Source organism: Ensifer sp. ENS08 (genome assembly GCF_014852195.1).
Classification (GTDB): Bacteria; Pseudomonadota; Alphaproteobacteria; order Rhizobiales; family Rhizobiaceae; genus Ensifer; species Ensifer adhaerens.
The window spans coordinates 157,986-177,842 of the sequence record NZ_JACVBF010000004.1 but is presented as its reverse complement, the minus strand read 5'-3'; the positions used below and the strand labels follow the sequence as shown (position 1 = coordinate 177,842).

At 63.1% G+C, this 19,857-nt stretch carries 20 protein-coding genes and 1 riboswitch; of the genes, 7 read left to right on the top strand and 13 right to left on the bottom strand.

Annotation, left to right across the window (positions count from 1 at the left end; genetic code table 11):
• Window positions 1–70: 70 nt before the first annotated feature.
• The 8 genes from IB272_RS12890 to IB272_RS12855 all read right to left on the bottom strand — a co-directional run bounded on the left by IB272_RS12890 (window position 71) and on the right by IB272_RS12855 (window position 5,997).
• Complete coding sequence (locus tag IB272_RS12890) at window positions 71–1,255, bottom strand: VWA domain-containing protein (protein WP_112771730.1); 1,185 nt, start codon at window positions 1,253–1,255, stop codon at window positions 71–73.
• Between the two features lie 6 nt (window positions 1,256–1,261).
• Window positions 1,262–2,188 (bottom strand): homoserine O-succinyltransferase, encoded by a 927-nt coding sequence (gene metA, locus IB272_RS12885; RefSeq protein WP_034802737.1) that lies wholly within the window; start codon window positions 2,186–2,188, stop codon window positions 1,262–1,264.
• A gap of 61 nt (window positions 2,189–2,249) precedes the next feature.
• Window positions 2,250–2,327: riboswitch (SAM riboswitch) on the bottom strand.
• A 242-nt stretch (window positions 2,328–2,569) separates the two neighbouring features.
• On the bottom strand, window positions 2,570–3,013 hold the full coding sequence (locus IB272_RS12880; protein WP_060586522.1) for an NUDIX domain-containing protein: 444 nt from the start codon (window positions 3,011–3,013) through the stop codon (window positions 2,570–2,572).
• Window positions 3,010–3,849, bottom strand: a complete 840-nt coding sequence (locus IB272_RS12875) for a MoxR family ATPase (RefSeq protein ID WP_034802731.1) — start codon at window positions 3,847–3,849, stop codon at window positions 3,010–3,012. Before IB272_RS12875 ends, IB272_RS12880 begins: the two co-directional genes overlap by 4 nt.
• Before the next feature lie 103 nt (window positions 3,850–3,952).
• Window positions 3,953–4,333, bottom strand: a complete 381-nt coding sequence (locus IB272_RS12870) for a RidA family protein (protein ID WP_034802728.1) — start codon at window positions 4,331–4,333, stop codon at window positions 3,953–3,955.
• Between the two features lie 9 nt (window positions 4,334–4,342).
• A complete protein-coding gene (gene leuD, locus IB272_RS12865; protein ID WP_034802725.1) occupies window positions 4,343–4,948 on the bottom strand; it encodes a 3-isopropylmalate dehydratase small subunit in 606 nt (201 codons plus the stop codon).
• Window positions 4,949–5,103: 155 nt separating this feature from the next.
• Window positions 5,104–5,520: a glyoxalase/bleomycin resistance/extradiol dioxygenase family protein gene (locus IB272_RS12860; protein WP_060586520.1), complete on the bottom strand. Its 417-nt coding sequence runs from the start codon at window positions 5,518–5,520 to the stop codon at window positions 5,104–5,106.
• A 222-nt stretch (window positions 5,521–5,742) separates the two neighbouring features.
• Complete coding sequence (locus tag IB272_RS12855; protein WP_060521435.1) at window positions 5,743–5,997, bottom strand: hypothetical protein; 255 nt, start codon at window positions 5,995–5,997, stop codon at window positions 5,743–5,745.
• Between the two features lie 125 nt (window positions 5,998–6,122).
• Here IB272_RS12855 and IB272_RS12850 point away from each other — a divergent pair, with 125 nt between their 5' ends.
• Together IB272_RS12850 and IB272_RS12845 are read left to right on the top strand one after the other, a co-directional pair.
• Entirely contained in the window at window positions 6,123–7,028 is a 906-nt protein-coding gene (locus IB272_RS12850; RefSeq protein ID WP_060586518.1) for a CoA ester lyase, read from the top strand.
• A complete protein-coding gene (locus tag IB272_RS12845) occupies window positions 7,025–7,231 on the top strand; it encodes a DUF1737 domain-containing protein (RefSeq protein WP_034802710.1) in 207 nt (68 codons plus the stop codon). The genes IB272_RS12850 and IB272_RS12845 overlap by 4 nt, the downstream gene beginning before the upstream one ends.
• 280 nt (window positions 7,232–7,511) lie before the next feature.
• Here IB272_RS12845 and IB272_RS12840 read toward each other — a convergent pair whose 3' ends face one another.
• A complete protein-coding gene (locus tag IB272_RS12840) occupies window positions 7,512–7,946 on the bottom strand; it encodes a metallopeptidase family protein (protein WP_034802708.1) in 435 nt (144 codons plus the stop codon).
• Between the two features lie 169 nt (window positions 7,947–8,115).
• Between IB272_RS12840 and IB272_RS12835 the strand changes: the two genes are divergently transcribed.
• The 5 genes from IB272_RS12835 to bfr all read left to right on the top strand — a co-directional run bounded on the left by IB272_RS12835 (window position 8,116) and on the right by bfr (window position 15,030).
• Window positions 8,116–9,069 (top strand): hypothetical protein, encoded by a 954-nt coding sequence (locus tag IB272_RS12835; protein ID WP_060586516.1) that lies wholly within the window; start codon window positions 8,116–8,118, stop codon window positions 9,067–9,069.
• The gene (locus IB272_RS12830; protein WP_246810357.1) at window positions 8,954–10,537 is read left to right on the top strand and encodes a DNA polymerase Y family protein; all 1,584 of its coding nucleotides are present in this window, start codon (window positions 8,954–8,956) and stop codon (window positions 10,535–10,537) included. Before IB272_RS12835 ends, IB272_RS12830 begins: the two co-directional genes overlap by 116 nt.
• Window positions 10,534–13,902: an error-prone DNA polymerase gene (locus IB272_RS12825; protein WP_060586512.1), complete on the top strand. Its 3,369-nt coding sequence runs from the start codon at window positions 10,534–10,536 to the stop codon at window positions 13,900–13,902. Before IB272_RS12830 ends, IB272_RS12825 begins: the two co-directional genes overlap by 4 nt.
• Window positions 13,903–14,261: 359 nt before the next feature.
• Window positions 14,262–14,573 (top strand): (2Fe-2S)-binding protein, encoded by a 312-nt coding sequence (locus IB272_RS12820; protein WP_034803108.1) that lies wholly within the window; start codon window positions 14,262–14,264, stop codon window positions 14,571–14,573.
• Window positions 14,539–15,030, top strand: a complete 492-nt coding sequence (gene bfr, locus IB272_RS12815; RefSeq protein ID WP_034802698.1) for a bacterioferritin — start codon at window positions 14,539–14,541, stop codon at window positions 15,028–15,030. Before IB272_RS12820 ends, bfr begins: the two co-directional genes overlap by 35 nt.
• 76 nt (window positions 15,031–15,106) lie before the next feature.
• Here the strand turns inward: bfr and IB272_RS12810 are convergent, their stop codons facing one another.
• From IB272_RS12810 to IB272_RS12795, 4 genes are all read right to left on the bottom strand, one after another.
• Window positions 15,107–15,628, bottom strand: coding sequence for an RNA pyrophosphohydrolase (locus IB272_RS12810; protein ID WP_034802695.1), 522 nt, complete (start codon window positions 15,626–15,628; stop codon window positions 15,107–15,109).
• Between the two features lie 52 nt (window positions 15,629–15,680).
• Window positions 15,681–16,895, bottom strand: a complete 1,215-nt coding sequence (locus IB272_RS12805; protein ID WP_060586510.1) for a divergent polysaccharide deacetylase family protein — start codon at window positions 16,893–16,895, stop codon at window positions 15,681–15,683.
• A gap of 245 nt (window positions 16,896–17,140) precedes the next feature.
• Window positions 17,141–18,463 carry a S41 family peptidase gene (locus IB272_RS12800; protein WP_034802677.1) on the bottom strand — a complete coding sequence of 441 codons (1,323 nt, stop codon included), beginning with the start codon at window positions 18,461–18,463 and terminating at the stop codon, window positions 17,141–17,143.
• The gene (locus IB272_RS12795; protein WP_060611166.1) at window positions 18,453–19,847 is read right to left on the bottom strand and encodes a murein hydrolase activator EnvC; all 1,395 of its coding nucleotides are present in this window, start codon (window positions 19,845–19,847) and stop codon (window positions 18,453–18,455) included. The genes IB272_RS12800 and IB272_RS12795 overlap by 11 nt, the downstream gene beginning before the upstream one ends.
• Window positions 19,848–19,857 lie beyond the last annotated feature (10 nt).

The following is a 19,857-nucleotide window of genomic DNA, read 5'->3' as shown; positions in this document are numbered from 1 at the left end:
CGCCGTCTCTGGCCTGAGAGCAAAAACATCCAGCTATTCAAGGTGCTATAGCGACCTCTCGGCAGACATGTCAGCGCGACAGCTGCTTGGTGGCCTCCTGCAGGCCGGCGAGCGTCAAGGGGAACATTCGTCCCTCGAACAGGCTCTTCACCATCGTGATCGACTGGGTATAGCCCCAGTGCTGTTCGGGCACGGGATTGAGCCAGATGGAGCGCGGAAAATGTGCCGTCAGACGAGAGAGCCAGAGGGCGCCCGCCTCGTCGTTCCAGTGCTCGACCGAGCCACCGGGGTGGCTGACTTCATAGGGGCTCATCGAAGCGTCGCCGACGAAGATGGCGCGATAGTCGCCGCCGTAGGTGCGCAGCACTTCCGTCGTACGGGTAATGTCGACACGGCGGCGGCGATTGTCCTTCCACAGGCCCTCGTAGACGCAATTGTGGAAGTAGAAATGCTCCATATGGCGGAACTCGCTGCGAGCCGCTGAAAACAACTCCTCGACGATGCGGATATGATCGTCCATCGATCCGCCGATATCGAAGAACATCAGAAGCTTCACCGCATTGCGGCGCTCCGGCCTCGTCACCACGTCGAGATAGCCGTGTTCGGCGGTGGCGCGGATCGTGCCGGAGAGGTCGAGTTCGTCGGCGGCACCCTGGCGCACCCAGCGCCGGAGCCGCTTCAGGGCCACTTTGATGTTGCGCGTGCCGAGCTCGATCGTGTCGTCATAATCCTTGAACTCGCGCCGGTCCCAAACCTTGACGGCGCGGCGGTGGCGCGACTGGTCCTGGCCGATCCGCACACCCTCGGGATTGTAGCCATAGGCGCCGAAAGGCGAGGTGCCGGCGGTACCGATCCATTTTGAGCCACCCTGATGGCGGCCCTTTTGCTCCTGCAGCCGCTGGCGCAAGGTCTCCATCAGTTTGTCGAAGCCGCCGAGTGCCTCGATCAGGCGTTTTTCTTCCTCGCTCAGATGCTTCTCTGCGAGCTTGCGCAGCCAGTCCTCGGGGATGGTGGCCTCTTCACTCGCTTCCAGAGGATTGACCGCTTCGAGACCGGAAAAGCAGTGCTGGAACACCCGGTCGAAGCGGTCGATATGGCGCTCGTCCTTCACCAGTGCTGCGCGCGCCAGGTAGTAGAAGGCTTCGACGTCGAAGGTGGCGATGCCCGCCTCCATCCCCTCGATCAAGGACAGGAATTCCCGGAGCGTGACCGGGACCTTCGCTGCCTTGAGTTCGAGGAAGAAGGGAATGAACATCTGACCTCAGCTTTTCCCGGTGCCGATCTCCGCGAGATCGTAGGGCGTCGTCTGGTACATCTCGTTGATCCAGTTGCCGAAGAAGAGATGTGCATGGCTGCGCCAGCGGTTCTGCGGCGGCAGGGTCGAATCGTTGTGCGGGAAGTAGTCGTGCGGCATCTTGATCGGCACGCCCGCATCCACGTCACGGAAGTATTCGTCCGACAGCGAGGTCGAATCATACTCCACGTGGTTGAACATGTAGAGCCGGTTGCCCTTTTTCTCGTGCACGAGGCAGACGCCCATCTCCTTCGATTCCATCAGGATTTCGAGGCTCGGCACCTTGTCGATGTCGGCGCGGCGCACTTCGGTCCAGCGCGAAACGGGGACGGCGAAATCGTCGGAGAAGCCGTTGAGATAGACGGAGGAGCGGTTGAGGTTCTGGTGACGATAGACGCCGAAGGCTTTTTCCTTCAGCGGATACTTCGGCACGTCGTGGAAGTGATAGATCGCCGCCATCGCGCCCCAGCAGACGTTGAGCGTCGAATGCACGTTGGTCTCGGTCCAGTCGAGGATGCGCTTCAGCTCGTCCCAATAGGTGACGTCTTCGTATTCGAGCGTCTCGACCGGGGCGCCGGTGATGATGAAACCGTCGAACTTGCGGCCCTGCACTTCTTCCCAGGTCTCGTAGAAGGAGAGCAGGTGATCTTCCGAGGTGTTCTTGGCGCGGTGAGCGCCGATGCGCACCAGCGACAGTTCCACCTGCAGCGGCGAAGCGCCGATCAGGCGCGCCATCTGGATCTCTGTCTTGATCTTGTTCGGCATGAGGTTCAGGAGCCCGATCTGGAGCGGGCGAATATCCTGACGGATCGCCACGGTCTCGGTCATCACCCGCACGCCCTCATGCGCGAGGGTTTCGAAGGCGGGCAGCGTATCGGGAATCTTGATGGGCATGGGCTTCCACTCGATCAATACAAAAAAACCGGCGGCGATTGATCGCGACCGGTCCTCGGAAATCCAACTTTCCTCGGCCCTTTAGCGACTTGTTTAACGTGGCTGCAAGCCGGCCGGCCAAATCACCACGGAGAATTTGATAGCGCGAGTGGGCCGCGGGGGTCAAGAAAAACGATTCGCGTAGGGGGCAGCTGCCCCTCATCCCGCTGCCGCGACCTTCTCCCCGCTGGCGGGGAGAAGCGGCCTTGCCGCACCCGATCGTTCCACGAATTAAGCTCAGCGGCCGTTCGGCCCATCTTGGTAGCCGGGTTCGCTGTCGGCACGTCTCGGCTTGGGGGCAGCCGTCGTCCTCGTCCCCTCTCCCCGCCTGCGGGGAGAGGGTCAGGGAGAGGGGCTGGTCTGCAGCAGGCTTAGAGCATCCCGCATGCCGTAACCCAGCCGGCGGTCAGCCTGATCGGTACCGAGCCAGAAGAAACGAAAGCGGATCGGGTCACCGCCGCCAAAGGGCGTCATTTCCTGATGTATCCAGGTCTGCCGCTGCTCGCCGGCAAGGGCGATGTGGAAGTAGTGCCGCCGATGACAGATCGTCCTGCCGTCCTTCGGGTAGTGGTAGTCCTGCGTGACGAGATGGGTGAGCGCTTCCGGCGGCGTCAGCCCGGTTTCCTCGATGAATTCCCGTTGAGCCGATGTCTCCGGGCTTTCTCCTGGTTCCATCGTACCGCCGGGCACCTGCAGCTCGATCTCTGGGAAATCCGGCTCGTCGAAGACCAGCAGGCGGTCCTGCCAGGTGGCGTAGATCAGGACCTTGTGCGCGTGCGGCCTCATCCGTCGCGGCGGGCCATGAAGGCGAGGCGCTCGAAGAGGTGCACGTCTTGTTCGTTCTTCAGGAGCGCACCGTGCAGCTTCGGCAACATGGTCTTGGCATCGGCCCTGAGGTCGGCCGGATCGACCTCGTCGGCGACGAGCAGGCGGATCCAGTCGAGCGCCTCTGACGTGGAGGGCTTCTTCTTCAGGCCCGGCACCTGGCGGATGTCGTAGAAGGCGGCGAGCGCCGCCGAAAGCAGCGTCTTGCGGATGCCGGGATAATGCACCTCGACGATGCGGGCGAGCGTGTCTGCATCGGGGAAGCGGATATAGTGGAAGAAGCAGCGGCGCAGAAACGCGTCCGGCAGCTCCTTCTCGTTGTTGGAGGTGATGATGACGATCGGCCGGTGACGCGCGCCGATCATCTCGCCGGTCTCGTAGACATGGAATTCCATGCGGTCGAGCTCCTGCAACAGGTCGTTCGGAAACTCGATGTCGGCCTTGTCTATCTCGTCGATCAGAAGCACCACGCGGCGATCGGCCTCGAAGGCCTGCCAGAGCTTGCCCTTGCGGATATAGTTCCGGACCTCGTTGACACGCTCGTCGCCGAGCTGGCTGTCGCGCAGCCGCGACACGGCGTCATATTCATAGAGGCCTTGCTGTGCCTTGGTCGTCGACTTGACGCTCCATTCGATGAGTTCGAGGCCAAGGGCGGCGGCGATCTGGCGGGCAAGCTCGGTCTTGCCGGTGCCGGGCTCGCCCTTGACCAGCAGTGGGCGCTCCAGCCGGATCGCGGCGTTGACGGCGATCATCAGGTCCTTGTCGGCGATATAGTCGGCGGTGCCTTGAAATTGCATGGGCGTCTTCCGGTTCAGCGTAAGTCAGGCGAAGTCATGCCCTATGGACTATCGCATAATGGCTTAAATCGGAATCGTTTTGAGGGTGGGCGCGATCAAGGGGTCAGCCGCGAAGCGCGGTGACCTCGATCTCGATCAGCATTTCCGGGCGGATCAGGTCGCAGACGATCATCGTTGCGGCCGGGCGGATTTCGCCGAAGACTTCGCCGAAGATCGGGAACACCCGGTCGGCGAAGCTGGCATCAGTGACGTAATAGTGGTTGCGCACCACGTCCTTCATCGAGAAGCCCGCTTCCTTCAGCGCGCCCTCGATCGTCTTCAGGCAATTGCGCGCCTGCTCTTCCACCGTCTCGGGCATGGTCATGGTGGCGTAGTCATAGCCGGTCGTGCCGGAGACGAAGCACCAGTCACCCATCGCGACGGCACGCGAATAGCCTGCCGTCTTTTCGAAGGGCGAGCCCGAGGAGATGAGCTTGCGCGCCATATCTTCGTTTTAAGCCCAGGGGCGCGCGGCGCCGACCGTCTTTTCGAAGCTGTCGATGGCGGTTGCCTTTTCCAGCGTCAGGCCGATGTCGTCGAGGCCGTTCAGCAGGCAGTGACGCTTGAAGGCGTCGACCTCGAACTTGACCGAACCGCCGTCCGGACCGGTGATTTCCTGGGATTCCAGGTCGACCGAGAGGATGGCGTTGGAGCCGCGCGAGGCGTCGTCCATCAGCTTGTCGAGGTCAGCCTGGCTGACGACGATCGGCAGGATGCCGTTCTTGAAACAGTTGTTGTAGAAGATGTCGGCAAAGGACGTGGAGATCACGCAGCGGATGCCGAAGTCGAGCAGCGCCCACGGAGCATGCTCGCGCGAGGAGCCGCAGCCGAAGTTATCGCCGGCAACGAGAATGCTGGCGTTCTGGTAGGCCGGCTTGTTGAGCACGAAGTCCGGGTTGACCGAGCCGTCTTCATTGTAGCGGGCCTCGGCGAAGAGGCCCTTGCCAAGGCCGGTGCGCTTGATCGTCTTCAGGTAGTCCTTCGGAATGATCATGTCCGTGTCGATGTTGACGACGGGGAGGGGGGCGGCGACACCGGTGAGCTTGACGAATTTTTCCATAACTTCAGGCCTTCGATTTCAGAAGAATGTTGCGCTAGCGTTTAGATGAGTTTTGCGCCGAAATGAAGGAAAATCTGTTCAAATACGCTTCGCCGGGCGGGTGAAAATGCCCGCCCGGCGAGAGCTTCGTCCGGATCTCGATTGTCTGCAGGGACTTAGCTTGCCTTCACCGGGCTGTTCATGGCCCAGAGAACGCCGAAGGGATCGCGGAGCTGGCCGTAGCGGTCGCCCCAGAACATCACCTCGATCGGCATCACGACCTCGGTGCCGGCGGCAACCGCACGGTCCCACCAGGCATCGATGTCGTCGACGGTGAGCGTCAGGGTGAAGGCCTGCGGCTTTTCCAGCGGATGGCCGTATTCCGGATAGGCATCGGCGAGCATCAGCGAGCTGCCGTTGACATAGAGGTGGATGTGCATCGTGCGGCCCTGCTCGTCGAGCGGGTGCCGGCCCACTTCCTTGGCCCCGAAGGCGCTCTGGTAGAATTCGGACGCCTTGGCGGCGCCATCGACCTGAAGATAGGGCAGAAGGCCGTTGAGGACCGGTGCCGGCTGCTGCGTCTGGGTATCCATATCGTTCTCCATCCTGTTCGAAGAGCCAGGACCGTGCTGGCCTGCCTCAAGGACGGACATGGAATCTCCGATCCGACATGGGGTCGAAAAAAAATCGCAGCCGGCTGCATGACGGTTTTTGAAGTCCGCCAACAGGGTTCGAGCCGATCACGGATCGGCCCGATTGCAATGATCGCCGGGGATCGATTCCGACGCCCGGGGATCGATTTCGACACCCAGGGATCAGAGGTCGATGATCGTGCCGCGGCCGTCGTTCCAGATGCGCATCTCGCGCTGGCCCTGGGCCGCACCTGCGGCAGCCGGGCGCGCGGTGGCGCGGGCAGGCCTGAAATTCAGCCGGGTGGCAATGGCGCTGCCGACCACGACGACGGCGGCGATGCCGGCCAGTGCCAGCGCCAGCGAGGCGGTAAGCACAAAGGCCGCGAACGTGATGGTCAGGGCTGCGGCCGTAAAGAGAACAGAGCGAATGCTTTGCATAATCGTCACCTTTCTGATGGCGATGTGGGGGCGCGCCTTCGGACTTGCAAGAGGTGGGCTCTCGAAAGGGGTGCGGCGGTTCGCCTCGTCTTGCGGAACGCGGCAAAGGCGGGCACAACTGAAGCATGAACAAATCGAGCGAACATCACCCTGTACGCCTGCGCCGCTCGGTGCTTTGCGTGCCGGCCGACAATGCCCGCGCGCTTGCCAAGGTCGCGGAACTCGCGACGGATGCCGCGATCTTCGATCTCGAGGATGCGGTAGCGCCCGAGCGCAAGGTGGAAGCGCGTGCGGCGCTGGTGCAGTATCTGACGGCGAGCCGGCCGGATTGCGAGATTGTCATTCGCATCAATGCGATCGGCTCCGACTATGGTCAGGGCGATCTTGCTGCGGCGCTTGCGGCCAATCCCGACGCCATCCTGTTGCCGAAGGTCGAAAGCCCGGCGGATATCCAGGCGGCGGCCGACTGGCTCGACGAGAACGATGCGCCGGAGACGCTGCGCCTCTGGGCAATGATCGAGACGCCACGCGGGGTGATCAACGCGCCGGCAATCGCCGAGGCCGGCCGTACCTTCAGTGGCAGGCTCGATTGTTTCGTCGTCGGCCTCAACGACCTGCGCAAGGAGACCGGCGTTCCGGATCGTCCGGGCCGGCCCTATCTCATCCCCTGGCTGATGCAGATCCTGCTTGCCGCGCGCGGCGGCGGGCTCGATGTCATCGACGCCGTGTTCAACGATTTCCGCGATGGTGCCGGTTTCGACGAGGAATGCCGGCAGGGCCGCGACATGGGCTATGACGGCAAAATGCTGATCCATCCAGCGCAGATTGGCCCGGCGAACGAGCGCTTCGGCGTCGATCAGATCGCCGTCGACGAGGCGCGCGCGATCATCGCCGCCTTTGCGCTGCCCGAAAACGTCGGCAAGGGCGTCATCAACCTCAGCGGGCGGATGGTCGAGCGGCTGCACCTCGACCAGGCCGTCACGCTTGCCGCCAAGGCGGACCTCATCGAAAAACGAAAGACAAGATCTTGAAACTCTTCCGCTTCCTGACCGGCCCTGACGACGCTTCCTTCTGCCACAAGGTGACGGCGGCGCTAAACCAGGGCTGGAGCCTGCATGGCTCGCCCACCTATGCTTTCAATGCCGACACGCAGCACATGCAGTGCGGCCAGGCGGTGGTCAAGGAGGTCGAAGGCAAGGAATACACCCCGGATATCAAGCTGTCGGAGCAGTAGTCGAGGCTGTTTGCCGTCGCGCAGGTTTGCCCCTCTCCTCGGGTTTAGCCCGAGGACTAACCCTCTCCCTGCAGGCGGGGCGAGGGGACGCGGTTGATGCTCACAATCGGCGTGTGAGGCCTGCTTTCTGGAATCGGTCGTGCTCCGATTGGGATGCAAACGGTATCGCGAGTTTCCTTCGCCCCGCCTGCGGGGAGAAGGTGCTGGCAGGCGGATGAGAGGCTTCCTCACCGCGCGGATGAGGGGCGGTCCTCACCGCGCGATGATAGCAAATGAAGTGTCAGCCGCCGACGTGCTCGACGCTGGCCTCGATCCGTTCCATGTCGTCGTCGGAGAGGCCGAAATGGTGGCCGATCTCGTGGATCAGCACGTGGGTGATGATGTCACCCAGCGTCTCCTCGTTCTCCGCCCAATAGTCGATGATCGGGCGGCGGTAGAGGGTGATGCGGTTCGGAAACTGGCCGGTTTCCATGGTGAAGCGTTCGCTGATGCCGCGGCCTTCGAAGAGGCCGAGCAGGTCGAAAGGCGTTTCCAGCGCCATGTCCTCGAAAACGTCGTCGCTCGGGAAGTCGGCAACTTCGATGATAAGGTCGGTCGTCAGCTGGCGGAATTCCTGCGGCAGGTGGCCATAGGCCTCCAGCGCAAGCTGCTCGAAAGTGGTAAGCGTCGGTGCGTGGCGTTCCCGCCAATCATCGGTCTGGTCAATGCGGGCCATAGGCACTCCTTGTTGCCCTCCATATAGCGATTTTGCCTTTGTTTTTCGAGTGTTGAATTCCTTGACCACAGAGACAGGAATAAATTCTTAGAATTGGCTGTTGACTCATTTAGGAAGCTCTGGAATCTAATAGAACATAACATGAACATTCTGATGGGAGTTGACCGTCATGGCCGACACAGCCGTGCAGCGGGAGACGGTACTTTCGCTCCGAGAAACCATAGCCAGGATCGAAAACCGTCGGCTTCCGGGCGTCGTGCGCGCCGCCAAGGCGGCCGATCCCGGCGGCTTCCGTCAACGGGAAGAAGACGAGCCTGGCCGCAAGGCGCTGGCGCTCGGCGTTCCCGATCTGGACGATCTTCTCGAAGGCGGCCTGCCGCTCGAAGGCATGACGGAAATCCGCAATGCCGAGACGCGCGATGCCGGTGCGGCCGCCGGTTTTGCCGCAGCACTCAGCGTGCTCTGTCAACGGGCGCGGCTTGAAAAGGGCGAGCCGGCCGCCCCCGTTCTCTGGATCAGCCAGTCGATGGCTTGCACCGAGGCGGGCATGCCCTATGGGCTGGGTCTGAAGGCCTTTGGTCTCGATGTCCGCGGCCTCGTCTTCAGCCTGCCACGCACGATAAAGGATGCGCTCTGGATCGCCGAGGCCGCGCTTTCCGTGCCGAGCTTCTGTGCCGTCATCCTTGAAATTCGCGGCAACCCGGCTGCCCTCGCGCTCAGCGAGAGCCGACGCCTGCATGTGCGCTCGCGCGCTGGCCACGTCCCCCTTCTGCTTCTGCGCCAATCCGGACACGAGGAGGCGAGCAGCGCCTTCTTCCGCTTCCTCGTCGAGCCGGCACCGGCGCGTGAGCGACCGCTACCGGATGGATCGATGCTTCGCGGCAGCATCGGCCATCCCGTCTTTCACGTCATTGCCGAGAAGAGCAGGGCTCCTGCGCCGCTCGGCTTCTTCCTGGAGTGGAACCCCCATGACCGCCGCCTTTACCCCGTCGAGCCCCTACCAGCCGCTGCTGCGGCAGATCCAGAACCAGCGCATTCTGTCGCTCGCCTTTCCGCATCTTCCGGCCGATCGGGTCGCGCGCAAGCGCTGGGGGAACTCGTGGCTTTCCCGCGGGCGTCCTGAGCATCCGCCCGTCGTCTTCGCCGACAAGGTGAAGAGCGCGATGCGTCTCGTTGCGCTCGATGGTTTCGCTGAAAAGCGTGGGTTTCATATCGGCCAGGGTGTCGCCGAAGCGCGGGCCATGTGTCCCGAGATCGACGTGCTGCCGGCCGATCCCGCCGCCGACCGGGCGCTGCTTGCAGGGCTGGCGGACTGGTGTTGCCGCTACACGCCGCTCGTCGCGCTCGATGGCGACAGCGGCCTCTTTCTCGACATCACCGGCTGCGCCCATCTTCTCGGCGGGGAAAAAGCGCTGCTCGACGATCTGCTCGCTCGCCTCTTTCATCTGGGGGTCGAGGCCCGGGCGGCGATCTCTTCGTCCGCCGGGCTCTCCTGGGCGGTGGCGCGTTTCGGCTCCGACGCTATCCTTGCCGAGGACGAGGCGGTGCGAGCGCTGGCACCCTTGCCGATGGCGGCGCTGCGGCTGCCGCAGGAAACGATCGAAACACTCGGCCGGGTCGGGCTCAAGCAGATCGGCGACCTGATCGAGGCGCCGCGCGCACCGCTCGCCCGCCGGTTCGGCGCAACCCTGCTTCTGCGTCTCGACCAGGCGCTCGGGCGCGAGGACGAGCCGCTGTCGCCACGGTTGCCCGTCGCTGCCCTTTCGGCAGAGCGGCGGCTCGGCGAGCCGGTCCAGGGTGAAGACGATATTTTGGGCCTGACGGAAGAACTGGCGTTGCGGCTGAAACCGGAACTGGAGAAGCGCGGCGAGGGCGGGCGCCTGTTCGAACTGCTGCTTTTCCGCGTCGACGGTGCGGTCTTTCGCATCGCCGCCGGCACGTCCTCGCCGCTCAACGAGCCGCGTCGCGTCGCGGGTCTCTTCCGCGAACGCCTGCAGGCGGTGCACGAAGATCTCGATGCCGGCTTCGGCTTCGAAATCCTCAGGCTTTCCGTGCCGAAGAGCGAAAAATACGAGGTGATGCAGGAGGATTTCTCCGGCACGCCGGATCGCGAGCGTCCGCTTGCCGCCTTTGCCGACCGGGTCATGGCGCGCTTCGGCGCAGAAAGCCTCATGGTGCCGGCGCTCTCGGAAAGCCATGTGCCGGAGCGGGCGGCAAGCTTCCGGCCGCTCACGGACCTGGCGCTGATCGGCAAGGCTGAGGAACCGGGTAACAACATCCCGGCGCCCCTGCTTGCTGCCGCCGCCCGGCCGCAGCGGCTCTTTCCAAGTCCCGAGCCGGTGGAGGCGGTGGCCGAAGTGCCGGAGGGGCCGCCGAGAAGCTTTCGCTGGCGGCGCACATTGCACCGTATCGCGCGCGCTGAGGGGCCGGAGCGGATCGCCGGCGAATGGTGGCTCGATGGCGAGCCGGCGCTGGAGCGTGATTATTTCCGGGTGGAGGACGATAGCGGCCGGCGGTTCTGGCTGTTTCGCGAGGGTCATTATGGCGCGAGCGCCCCGCCGCGCTGGTTCATGCATGGAGTCTTCGCATGAGCGACGCTACCCCCTATTTCGAGATCGGTGCCTGGTCGAATTTCTCCTTCCTCGAAGGCGCTTCCCATCCGGGTGAGATGGTCGTTGCGGCGAGCCGTCTCAAGATATCAGGCCTCGGCATTGCTGATCGCAACACGGTGGCCGGCGTGGTGCGCGCCCATGCGCAGGCCAAGGTGGAGAAGTCGGCCTTCCAGCCCGGCGCGCGGCTCTCCTTTGCCGAGGACTTGCCCGACGTGCTCGCCTATCCCTTAAACCGCCGCGGCTGGGGCAACCTCTGCCGGATGCTGAGTGCCGGAAACCTGCGTGCCAGGAAGGGCACCTGCACGCTCTACGAGACCGATCTCATCGAATGGGGCGAGGATCTGCTTCTCGCCGTGCTGCCCGGCCCGGTGATCGGCGCACCGGAGGCAACCCTGCTTGCCGATTTCCTCAAGCGGCTGAAGCCGCATTTCGCCGATCGGCTCTATCTGGCGCTGGTGCCGCGTTATGACGGCTTCGACCAGCTTGCCTTTGCCGGGCTTGCGACCATCGCCCGCCACGCGGCAGTCAAGCTCGTCGCCACCAACAGTCCGCTGTTCCACGCCGCCGGCCGGCGGCCGCTTGCCGATGTCGTCACCGCCATCCGCGAGCATGTGACGATCGCGACCGCAGGCTATCGGCTCCATGCCAATGCCGAGCGGCATCTGAAGACGCCCGCCGAAATGGTCCGCATCTTCCGCGACTATCCGGAAGCGATCGCCAATACCGGGCATTTCTTTGGGCGTCTGAAGTTCTCGCTGTCGGATCTCGAATATCAATATCCGGATGAGAGCATTCCGGGCGAAACGCCGACGCAGACGCTGCGTCGGCTGACGATGGAGGGCGCGCGCGAACGGTATCCCGAAGGAATTTCCGAACAGGTTTCCAGGCAGATCGAATACGAACTCGGCCTGATCGCAGAGAAACGCTACGAGCCCTACTTCCTGACAGTGCGCAACATCATGCAGTTCGCGCGCGGCGCCGACATCCTGTGCCAGGGCCGCGGGTCGGCGGCGAATTCCACCGTCTGCTATTGCCTTGGCATCACTGAGGTAAATCCACTTAAGACCACCCTGCTCTTCGATCGCTTCCTTTCGACCGAACGGGACGAGCCGCCGGATATCGACGTCGATTTCGAGCATGAGAAGCGGGAAGAGGTGATCCAGCATATCTACCGCACCTACGGCAAGGAGCATGCGGGACTGACGGCGGCTGTCATCAGCTACCGGGCGCGCTCGGCCGGCCGAGAGACCGCCAAGGCCTTCGGGTTCTCAGAAGACGTGCAATCGGCGCTTGCCGGTTCCGTCTGGGGCTGGTCGGTCGCCGATCTCTCGGAGCGCGAGGCGCAGGCGGCCGGGCTCGATACGAAGGATCCGACGACGGTGAAGGTGCTCGATTACGCCACCGAGCTGATGAGTTTCCCGCGCCATCTTTCCCAGCATGTCGGCGGCTTCGTGATGACCCGCGACCGGCTCGACGAGGTGGTGCCGATCATGAATACGGCGATGCCCGACCGCTACATGATCGAGTGGGACAAGGACGACCTCGACACGCTGAAGATCCTGAAGATCGATGTACTGGCGCTCGGCATGCTGACCTGCATCGCCCGTGCCTTCAAGCTTCTCGACCGGCATTACAACGAGCAGAAAACGCTGCATCAGCTCTTCAAGGATGACCAGAAGGACGTCTACGACATGATCTGTCGCGCCGATACGATCGGCGTCTTCCAGATCGAGAGCCGGGCGCAGATGAGCATGCTGCCAAGGCTGAAGCCGCGCATCTTCTACGATCTCGTCATCGAGGTGGCGATCGTCCGGCCCGGGCCGATCCAGGGTAACATGGTGCATCCCTATCTGAAGCGGCGGGAGCAGCGGGATAAAAAAATTCCCATCGAATATCCAAGTCCTGAACTGGAGGCCGTGCTGAAGCGAACGCTGGGCGTGCCGTTGTTCCAGGAGCAGGCGATGCAGATCGCGATTACTGCCGCAGGCTTCTCGCCCGGCGAGGCTGACCAGTTGCGCCGGGCCATGGCGACCTTCAAGCGCACCGGCACCATCCATACCTTCCACGAAAAGATGATCGAAGGCATGGTCAGGAACGACTATCCGCGCGATTTTGCCGAGCGTTGCTTCAAGCAGATCGAAGGTTTCGGCGAGTACGGCTTTCCCGAAAGCCATGCGGCGTCCTTTGCGCTGCTCGTCTATGTTTCCTCCTGGCTCAAGACCTATTATCCCGACGTCTTCTGCGCCGCGTTGTTGAACTCGCAGCCGATGGGGTTTTACGCGCCCGGTCAGTTGGTGCGCGATGCGCGCGAGCATGGGGTCCGGGTGCTGCCTGTCGATATCAACCACTCGGTCTGGGATGCGGATCTCGAAGAGGGGGGGCTCGACAAGAGGGCCATCGAGCCGCGCCACCGCGAGATGGAGACTGTGATCAGGACGACGAAGGCGATGCGCCTCGGCTTCAATTCGATCAAGGGGCTGAACCAAAGGGAACTCGAGGACAAGCTCGTCGCCAATAGGGGGGCCGGTTACGGATCGGTTCGCGATCTCTGGCTGCGCTCCGGCCTCTCCCGTTCCGCGCTCGAAAGGCTTGCGGATGCGGATGCCTTCCGCTCGATCGGGTTCGATCGGCGCAAGGCGCTCTGGGCGGTGAAGGCGCTCGACGAAAAAAGTGCGGCCGAGCGGCTGCCGCTTTTTGAGGGGGCTGCGAGAGAGGAGTTGCGGCCGGAGCCCGCGATGATCCTGCCGGAGATGCTGGCAGGCGAGCAGGTGATCAACGACTATCGTTATCTCTCCTTCTCGCTGAAGGCGCATCCGGTCTCCTTCCTCAGAGACACGCTTGCCGCGCAAGGGATCGTCCAGAGCCGCATGCTTGCGACCGCCCCGGTCGGGCGGCGGGTCACGGTTGCCGGGCTGGTGCTCGTTCGCCAGCGTCCGGGCTCGGCCAAGGGCGTGATCTTCATGACCATCGAGGACGAGACCGGTGTCGCCAATGCGATCGTCTGGCCGAAGGTGTTTGCGACCTATCGTCCGGTGGTCATGGGCGCGCGTCTCGTCAAGATCCGCGGCCGGCTTCAGCGCGAAAGCAGTGTCATCCACGTGGTCGCCGAACATATCGAAGACATCACGCCGATGCTGGGGCTGTTGCGCAAGGAGGCGCGCCGTTTTGGCGCGAGCGAGCGTGCCGATGAGGCACTGAGGCCAACCGGCGACGCGCGCATGAAGCGGGCGCAAGGCGACCAGCGCCTACCGATCCCCCGCCATTCCGGCAGCAGTTCCAGCAACCCGGATCGAGCGACAGCCGAGGTGGCCGACGTGATGCCGAAGGGGCGCAATTTCCATTGAAAGCCCGACCCGGCTTTGCTGTCTCCCGATTGTGTGGGGCGGTTTGGCGAAGGGACTGCCAGATACGTCGGAGGGATTCCATAGAATGCTTCCGGCGCAGGTCATGGGCAGGGTTTCCCGCCGTCGCGACCGGAGGTGTGTAAAAATGTCGCAGGCTGTGCGCCTCATGACCCATTCAGTGTTTGCAGGCGCAGTCGCTCAGGAATCTCTAAAATTCTGAAAAGGCGAAGTTTTCTGTCAAGTTTAGAGTCGTTCTAATCCACCCGCAACTTCCGCTCGCGGAGTTTTTAGTTGACACTAAATGTCCTGTTTTGCTTTATGCGCTGATACAGGGCGTTGCGTACGACAGGCGAGACGACATGCTGGTTTGCAGCTGCAATTTCATCACGGAAAAAGAGATCGAGGACACGATCATTGGTCTCCTCGATGAGGACTGTTGGCAGCTGATCGTGCCGGCGAAAGTCTACCACGCGATGGAAAAACGCGGCCGTTGCTGCGGCTGTTTCCCCAATGTCGTCGACATCATCATCCGCACCACCGAGCAATATCACGCGCACCGCGACTCGACGGACGCAGAGATATTTGATTTCATGACCCGCCTCAGACAATTCCACGACGACAACCGGAGGGCGGATCTTGAAAGGCGACAAAAAAGTCATCGAGCAGCTTAACGAAGCGCTCTATCTCGAACTCGGTGCCGTCAACCAGTATTGGCTGCACTACCGCCTCCTCGAAGACTGGGGCTATACGCTTCTCGCCAAGAAGGAGCGGGCCGAATCCATCGAGGAGATGCAACATGCCGACAAGCTCGTCGCGCGCATCATCTTCCTTGAAGGCCATCCCAACCTGCAGACGGTCGCGCCGCTGCGCATCGGCCAGAACGTCAAGGAAGTGCTGAAGGCAGATCTCGCCGGCGAATACGACGCCCGCACCGCCTACAAGAAATCCCGCGACATCTGTCATGCCGCCGGAGACTACGTCTCCATGAAGCTCTTCGAAGAGCTGCTCGCCGACGAGGAAGGCCATATCGACTTCCTCGAAACCCAGCTCGAGCTGCTCGACAAGATCGGCGAAGAGAAATACGGCCAGCTCAATGCCGCTCCGGCCAACGAGGCCGAAGCCGACTGAGCCTGGTAAAAGCTTGCAAACATAAAGGCCGGCGATATCGCCGGCCTTTGTCGTTTCAGGAACGGGCAGGTCCGGTTCACGGCGCCAGATGCGCGAAAGCCGCAACCACTTCCTCGTAGACCTTGCGCTTGAACGGCACGATCAGCTCCGGCAGGTCGCGCATCGGCTTCCATTCCCAGGCGTCGAACTCCGGCTCATGTCCGCCCGGCGGCGGGTTGATGGCGATCTCGTTTTCCTCGCCTTCAAAGCGGAAGGCATACCAGCGCTGCGTCTGGCCGCGATACTTGCCCTTGAGGCCGATACCGATCAGATGTTCGGGCAGGTCGTAGTTGATCCAGCCGGGCGCTTCGGCCAGCAGCGAGACGGTGCTCATGCCGGTCTCTTCGTAAAGCTCGCGATAGGCGGCCTTCAGCGGATCCTCTCCCTTGTCAATGCCGCCCTGCGGCATCTGCCATTGCTGCGGCGAGCCGTCATATTCGGAATTGCCGACGGCGATACGATGACCGGCCCAGACGAGGCCCGCCCGGTTCAGCACCATCACCCCGACACAGGGGCGATAGGGAAGGTCATCCGCCTTCAGTTTCTTGTCCTTGCTCATCGGCTGCCTCTTCTGTGCAAACGTTCATTGGTCCCGTGGGGACGGCTTTAAGCTAGTTCTGTTGCGGATCCTTGACGAGCGCGGAAACGCCGACGATCTCGATGCCGCGCCCCTGCGCTTCACCGATCCAGGAGGCGATCGCGCCGACGCTCTCGTCGAAGGCAGAAGCGACGCCAATGGCGGTACCGTTGCGGCGCGCGATGCGTTCGAGTTCATCAAGCTTCTTCAGGATCGCGTTGCGGCTGAGTTCGCTGTCGAGCGTCAGGTCGGCAAAGCCGTGCGGCACGTCGAAGGCGCCGGCAAGCTTGCCGGACAGGGACTGCGCCGAGGTGCCATCGTCGAGGAACAGCAGGCCGCGCTTGCCGAGATCGCGCATGACCGGCTCCAGCGCATCGGCATCGGACAGGAAGCGGCCGCCAAGATAATTCATGACGCCGGTATAATTGGTGATCTCGGCGAGGTTGCGGTGCAGTTCCGCGAGGTTCTTCTTTTCGCCGAGGCCGACGCGCAGCGCATTGGGGCCCGGATCGTTGGCCGGATAGTCGAACGGCTCCATCGGAAGCTGCAACAGGATCTCGTGGCCGCTGCGGCGCGCTTCCTGCATCCAGCGCTGCAGGCTGTTTCCAGCCGTGGCAAAGCCGAGCGTCACCTCGCCCGGCAGGTCGCGGATCGCCTTCTGGGTTCCCGTCTGGCTGAGGCCGAGCCCGCCGACGACAAGTGCGATGCGTGTGCCGCGCGCGCCCGACCAAGGGCGCGCATATTGATCGAGCGGGCGCAGCCCGTCGGGACCGATGATCGGCAGGCGTCCGGCGGGGCTTTCTTCCAGCAGGTCGTCATTGGGCATCGCCGCCATGCGCGGATCCTGGCCGCGGATCGGACCGACATTGATGAGGGCCGGTCCCTTGCCGTCGCGGCTGCGCGGCGAAAACGTGGTGACGGTGGAGCCGTCGTCGGTGAGCGTGCGCTCGACATCGGCGCCGGAATAGGCCGTTCCCGGTGCCATCGTTCCGGAGCCGACGCCCGTCTGGCCGCTGGCCGGGTTGGATGCCTTTTCGCCTGGGCTCTTCGCTTTCTCGGCCGTTACGACCGGCGATGCGGAATCACGCCGCAAACCGTCCGGCGAAAGCGTGTTCCAGGCGGAAATGCCAATCACCGCGGCGATGCAAAGGCCGGCAAGAGAAAACCCGAGCGTTCGCTGGGGATTGCGCTTCGACACTGGCTTGGCCCGCCGGTTCTGGCCGAGCGGAGCATTGAGATCAGTTCCCAAACGGAGCCTCGGTCGAGCTGTGGGATGTTGCCGCTAGAGCGAGGCCGGCGCCAGGACGCGTGCCGATCCTCTCCCGTCGCACGCCGTATGCCTTCGAAGAATCAGTGGCCGCGGCAGCGCTTGCTAACCCTATAATTTAGTGGCGAAGGCTTGACCAGTGCATCGGCCGGCCCAGTCATGGGGCCAAATGCGAAGCGCCGCATGTTCGGGTGAACATGCGGCGCTTCGTTTCGTGTCTGTGAGGCTTACTTCTTCAGCTGAGCCTGCTCGGGGCTCGCCGGGAAAGACGGGTCCGTCTTCTTGCCGCGCAGAAGGTCGAGCGCGTAGTTCAGCTGCAGGTCGTCCTTGGCTTCCGGCGGCACATAGGCGACCGAGCCGGAGCCTTCGTCGGTCTCGCTCTGGCCCTGGATGTGGCCGCGCAGATCGGACTCGCCCTGAGCCTCGACCTTGCCGAGCAGTTCCGGCGGCAGAGGCTGTTCGACCTTGATGTCAGGCGTGATGCCCGTGCCCTGGATCGATTTGCCCGACGGCGTGTAGTAGAGCGCGGTCGTCAGACGCAGCGCACCGGCTTCGCCGAGGGGGATGATCGTCTGGACCGAACCCTTGCCGAAGGAGCGCGTGCCGAGCACGGTCGCGCGCTTCAGATCCTGCAGGGCGCCGGCGACGATTTCCGAAGCGGAGGCCGAGCCGCCGTTGACCAGCACGACTACCGGCTTACCATCGGTCAGATCGCCCGGCGTGGCGTTGAAGCGACGGGTCTCGTCCGGGTTGCGGCCGCGGGTCGAAACGACTTCGCCACGTTCCAGGAAGGCGTCGGAGACGTTGATCGCCTGGTCGAGCAGACCGCCCGGGTTGAGGCGCAGGTCGAGCACGTAGCCCTTCAGCTTATCGGCCGGCACTTCCGCCTTGATCTTCTCGATGCCCTTCTTCAGGTCGTCATAGGTCTTTTCAGTGAAGGATATGACACGCAGGTAGCCGACGTCGCCTTCGGTGCGGAACTTGACCGCACGAACGGCGATGACGTCGCGGACGATCGTCAGTTCGATCGGCTTGTCCGCGCCCTTGCGCAGGATCGTCAGCTTGATCGGGGTGCCGATGGCGCCGCGCATCTTTTCGACGGCGTCTTCGAGCTTCAGTCCGCGAACATCCGCACCGTCGATCTTGGAAATGAAGTCGCCGGCAAGCACGCCGGCGCGGGCCGCAGGTGTGTCGTCGATCGGGCTCGTGACCTTGACGAGGTCGTCTTCCATCGTCACTTCGATGCCGAGGCCGCCGAATTCACCGCGCGTCTGGGTGCGCATGTCCTCGGCATCGGTCGAGTTCATGTAGCTCGAATGCGGGTCGAGCGAGGAAAGCATGCCGTTGATCGCGTTCTCGATCAGCTTGTCGTCCTGCGGCGGCGTCACGTATTGCGCCCGCACGCGTTCGAACACGTCGCCGAAGATTGCCAGTTCGCGATAGGTCGAGGTGTTGGCAGCGACGGCCGGAACGACAGCCGAATAAACCACGCCCATCGCGGTCGCGCCCATCAGCGCCCCGACCAGAACAAGTGAAGCCCTACGTATCATTTCGCGCCTTTCCAACCTCTGCTGCGGTCCACCATGGTCGGGAATCAACCGGTTTTCCGTCTTTTCGGAATTCAATGTAAAGCGTCGGCCGGTCCGTTTCCAGCGCCAAGGCCGCAGCGCTCGCCACTCTTTTTGCGCCCATCGTCGCCAGCGGTTCTCCGGCGACGACGAACTGCCCAGTCTGAACGCTCACCTTCTCCATCCCCGAAAGCACGACGTGGTAGCCGTCGCCCGGGTTGAGAATGATCATCTGCCCATAACTGCGGAAATTGCCTGCATAGACGATCCAGCCATCTGACGGCGCAGTCACCAGCGCGCCGGGATTGGTTTCCAACATGATCCCTTGCAGGGAATGCCCCGTCCCGTCTGCATCGCCGAATTTGCGCAACAGCGATCCCGCGGCCGGATAGGCAAGCTTGTTCCTCAGCTCCGAAAACACATATGCGGGCGCAATGCGGTTTTTGTCAGGCACCGCATTGCGGGCGAGTTCCCGCGCCGCCTCGCGCTCTGCCTCGCTCATACGACGGCGTTCTTCCTCCTGCGCGCGCGCCGCTTCGGCAGCCTCGCGAACGGAGGAGATCTGGTCCTCGAGTGAGCCGATCAGGCCCTGGAGATTGGTCGCCTGCGAGGCCAGTTCCTGCGCCTTGCGCTGCTCGGCCGCAAGTTCGCTGGCGCTCGTCTGGCGCAGCTTTTCCTTTTCGGCAACCAGCATCGACATGCGGCGCTCTTCCTCGACATTGGCGGTCATTGCCGCAGTCAGGTCCTCGCGCTGCCGGTCGATGCCGATGCGGATGTCGGCGAGCGCCTTGAGGTCGGCCACCAGGTTTTCGGTTTCCTTGCGCAGGCCGGGCACGACGGCGCCAAGCAGAATGGCGCTGCGCACGGAGCCGAGCGCATCCTCAGGGGTCACCAGGATCGCCGGCGGCGGGTTGCGCCCCATCCGCTGCAGGGCGGCGAGCACCTCGGCAAGCACGCCCCGGCGTGAGCGCAGCGAGCGACGGACCGTGTCTTCCTTGGTTCTAAGGTCGCTCAGCTTCTTCTCGCCATCGACGATCTGCTGTTCGAGATCCTGGCGTTTCTTTGCGGACTCGACGATTGCGGCGCGCAGCGTCTCGTTGGTCTTGTCGATTTCGGCAATGGTTTCCGTCAGCGCATTGGCGCGCTCCTGGGAAAGCGTGATCGTCTTGGAGAGCGCATCCAGTTCGCTGCGCGTACTGTTGCGGCGAAGCGTGAGGTCGGCGGCGGGGTCGGGCGGGCCCTGCTCCTGACCGGTCGCGGCGGCGGGCGGCGTGGCCTCCTGGGCGCTCGCCGGCAGGCCGATCGCAAGCGCAAGCGCAAAGGCCGCCGCAGTACGGGCAAGCCGTCCTGTGCCGTCTCTTCCCATGCCGAAAACG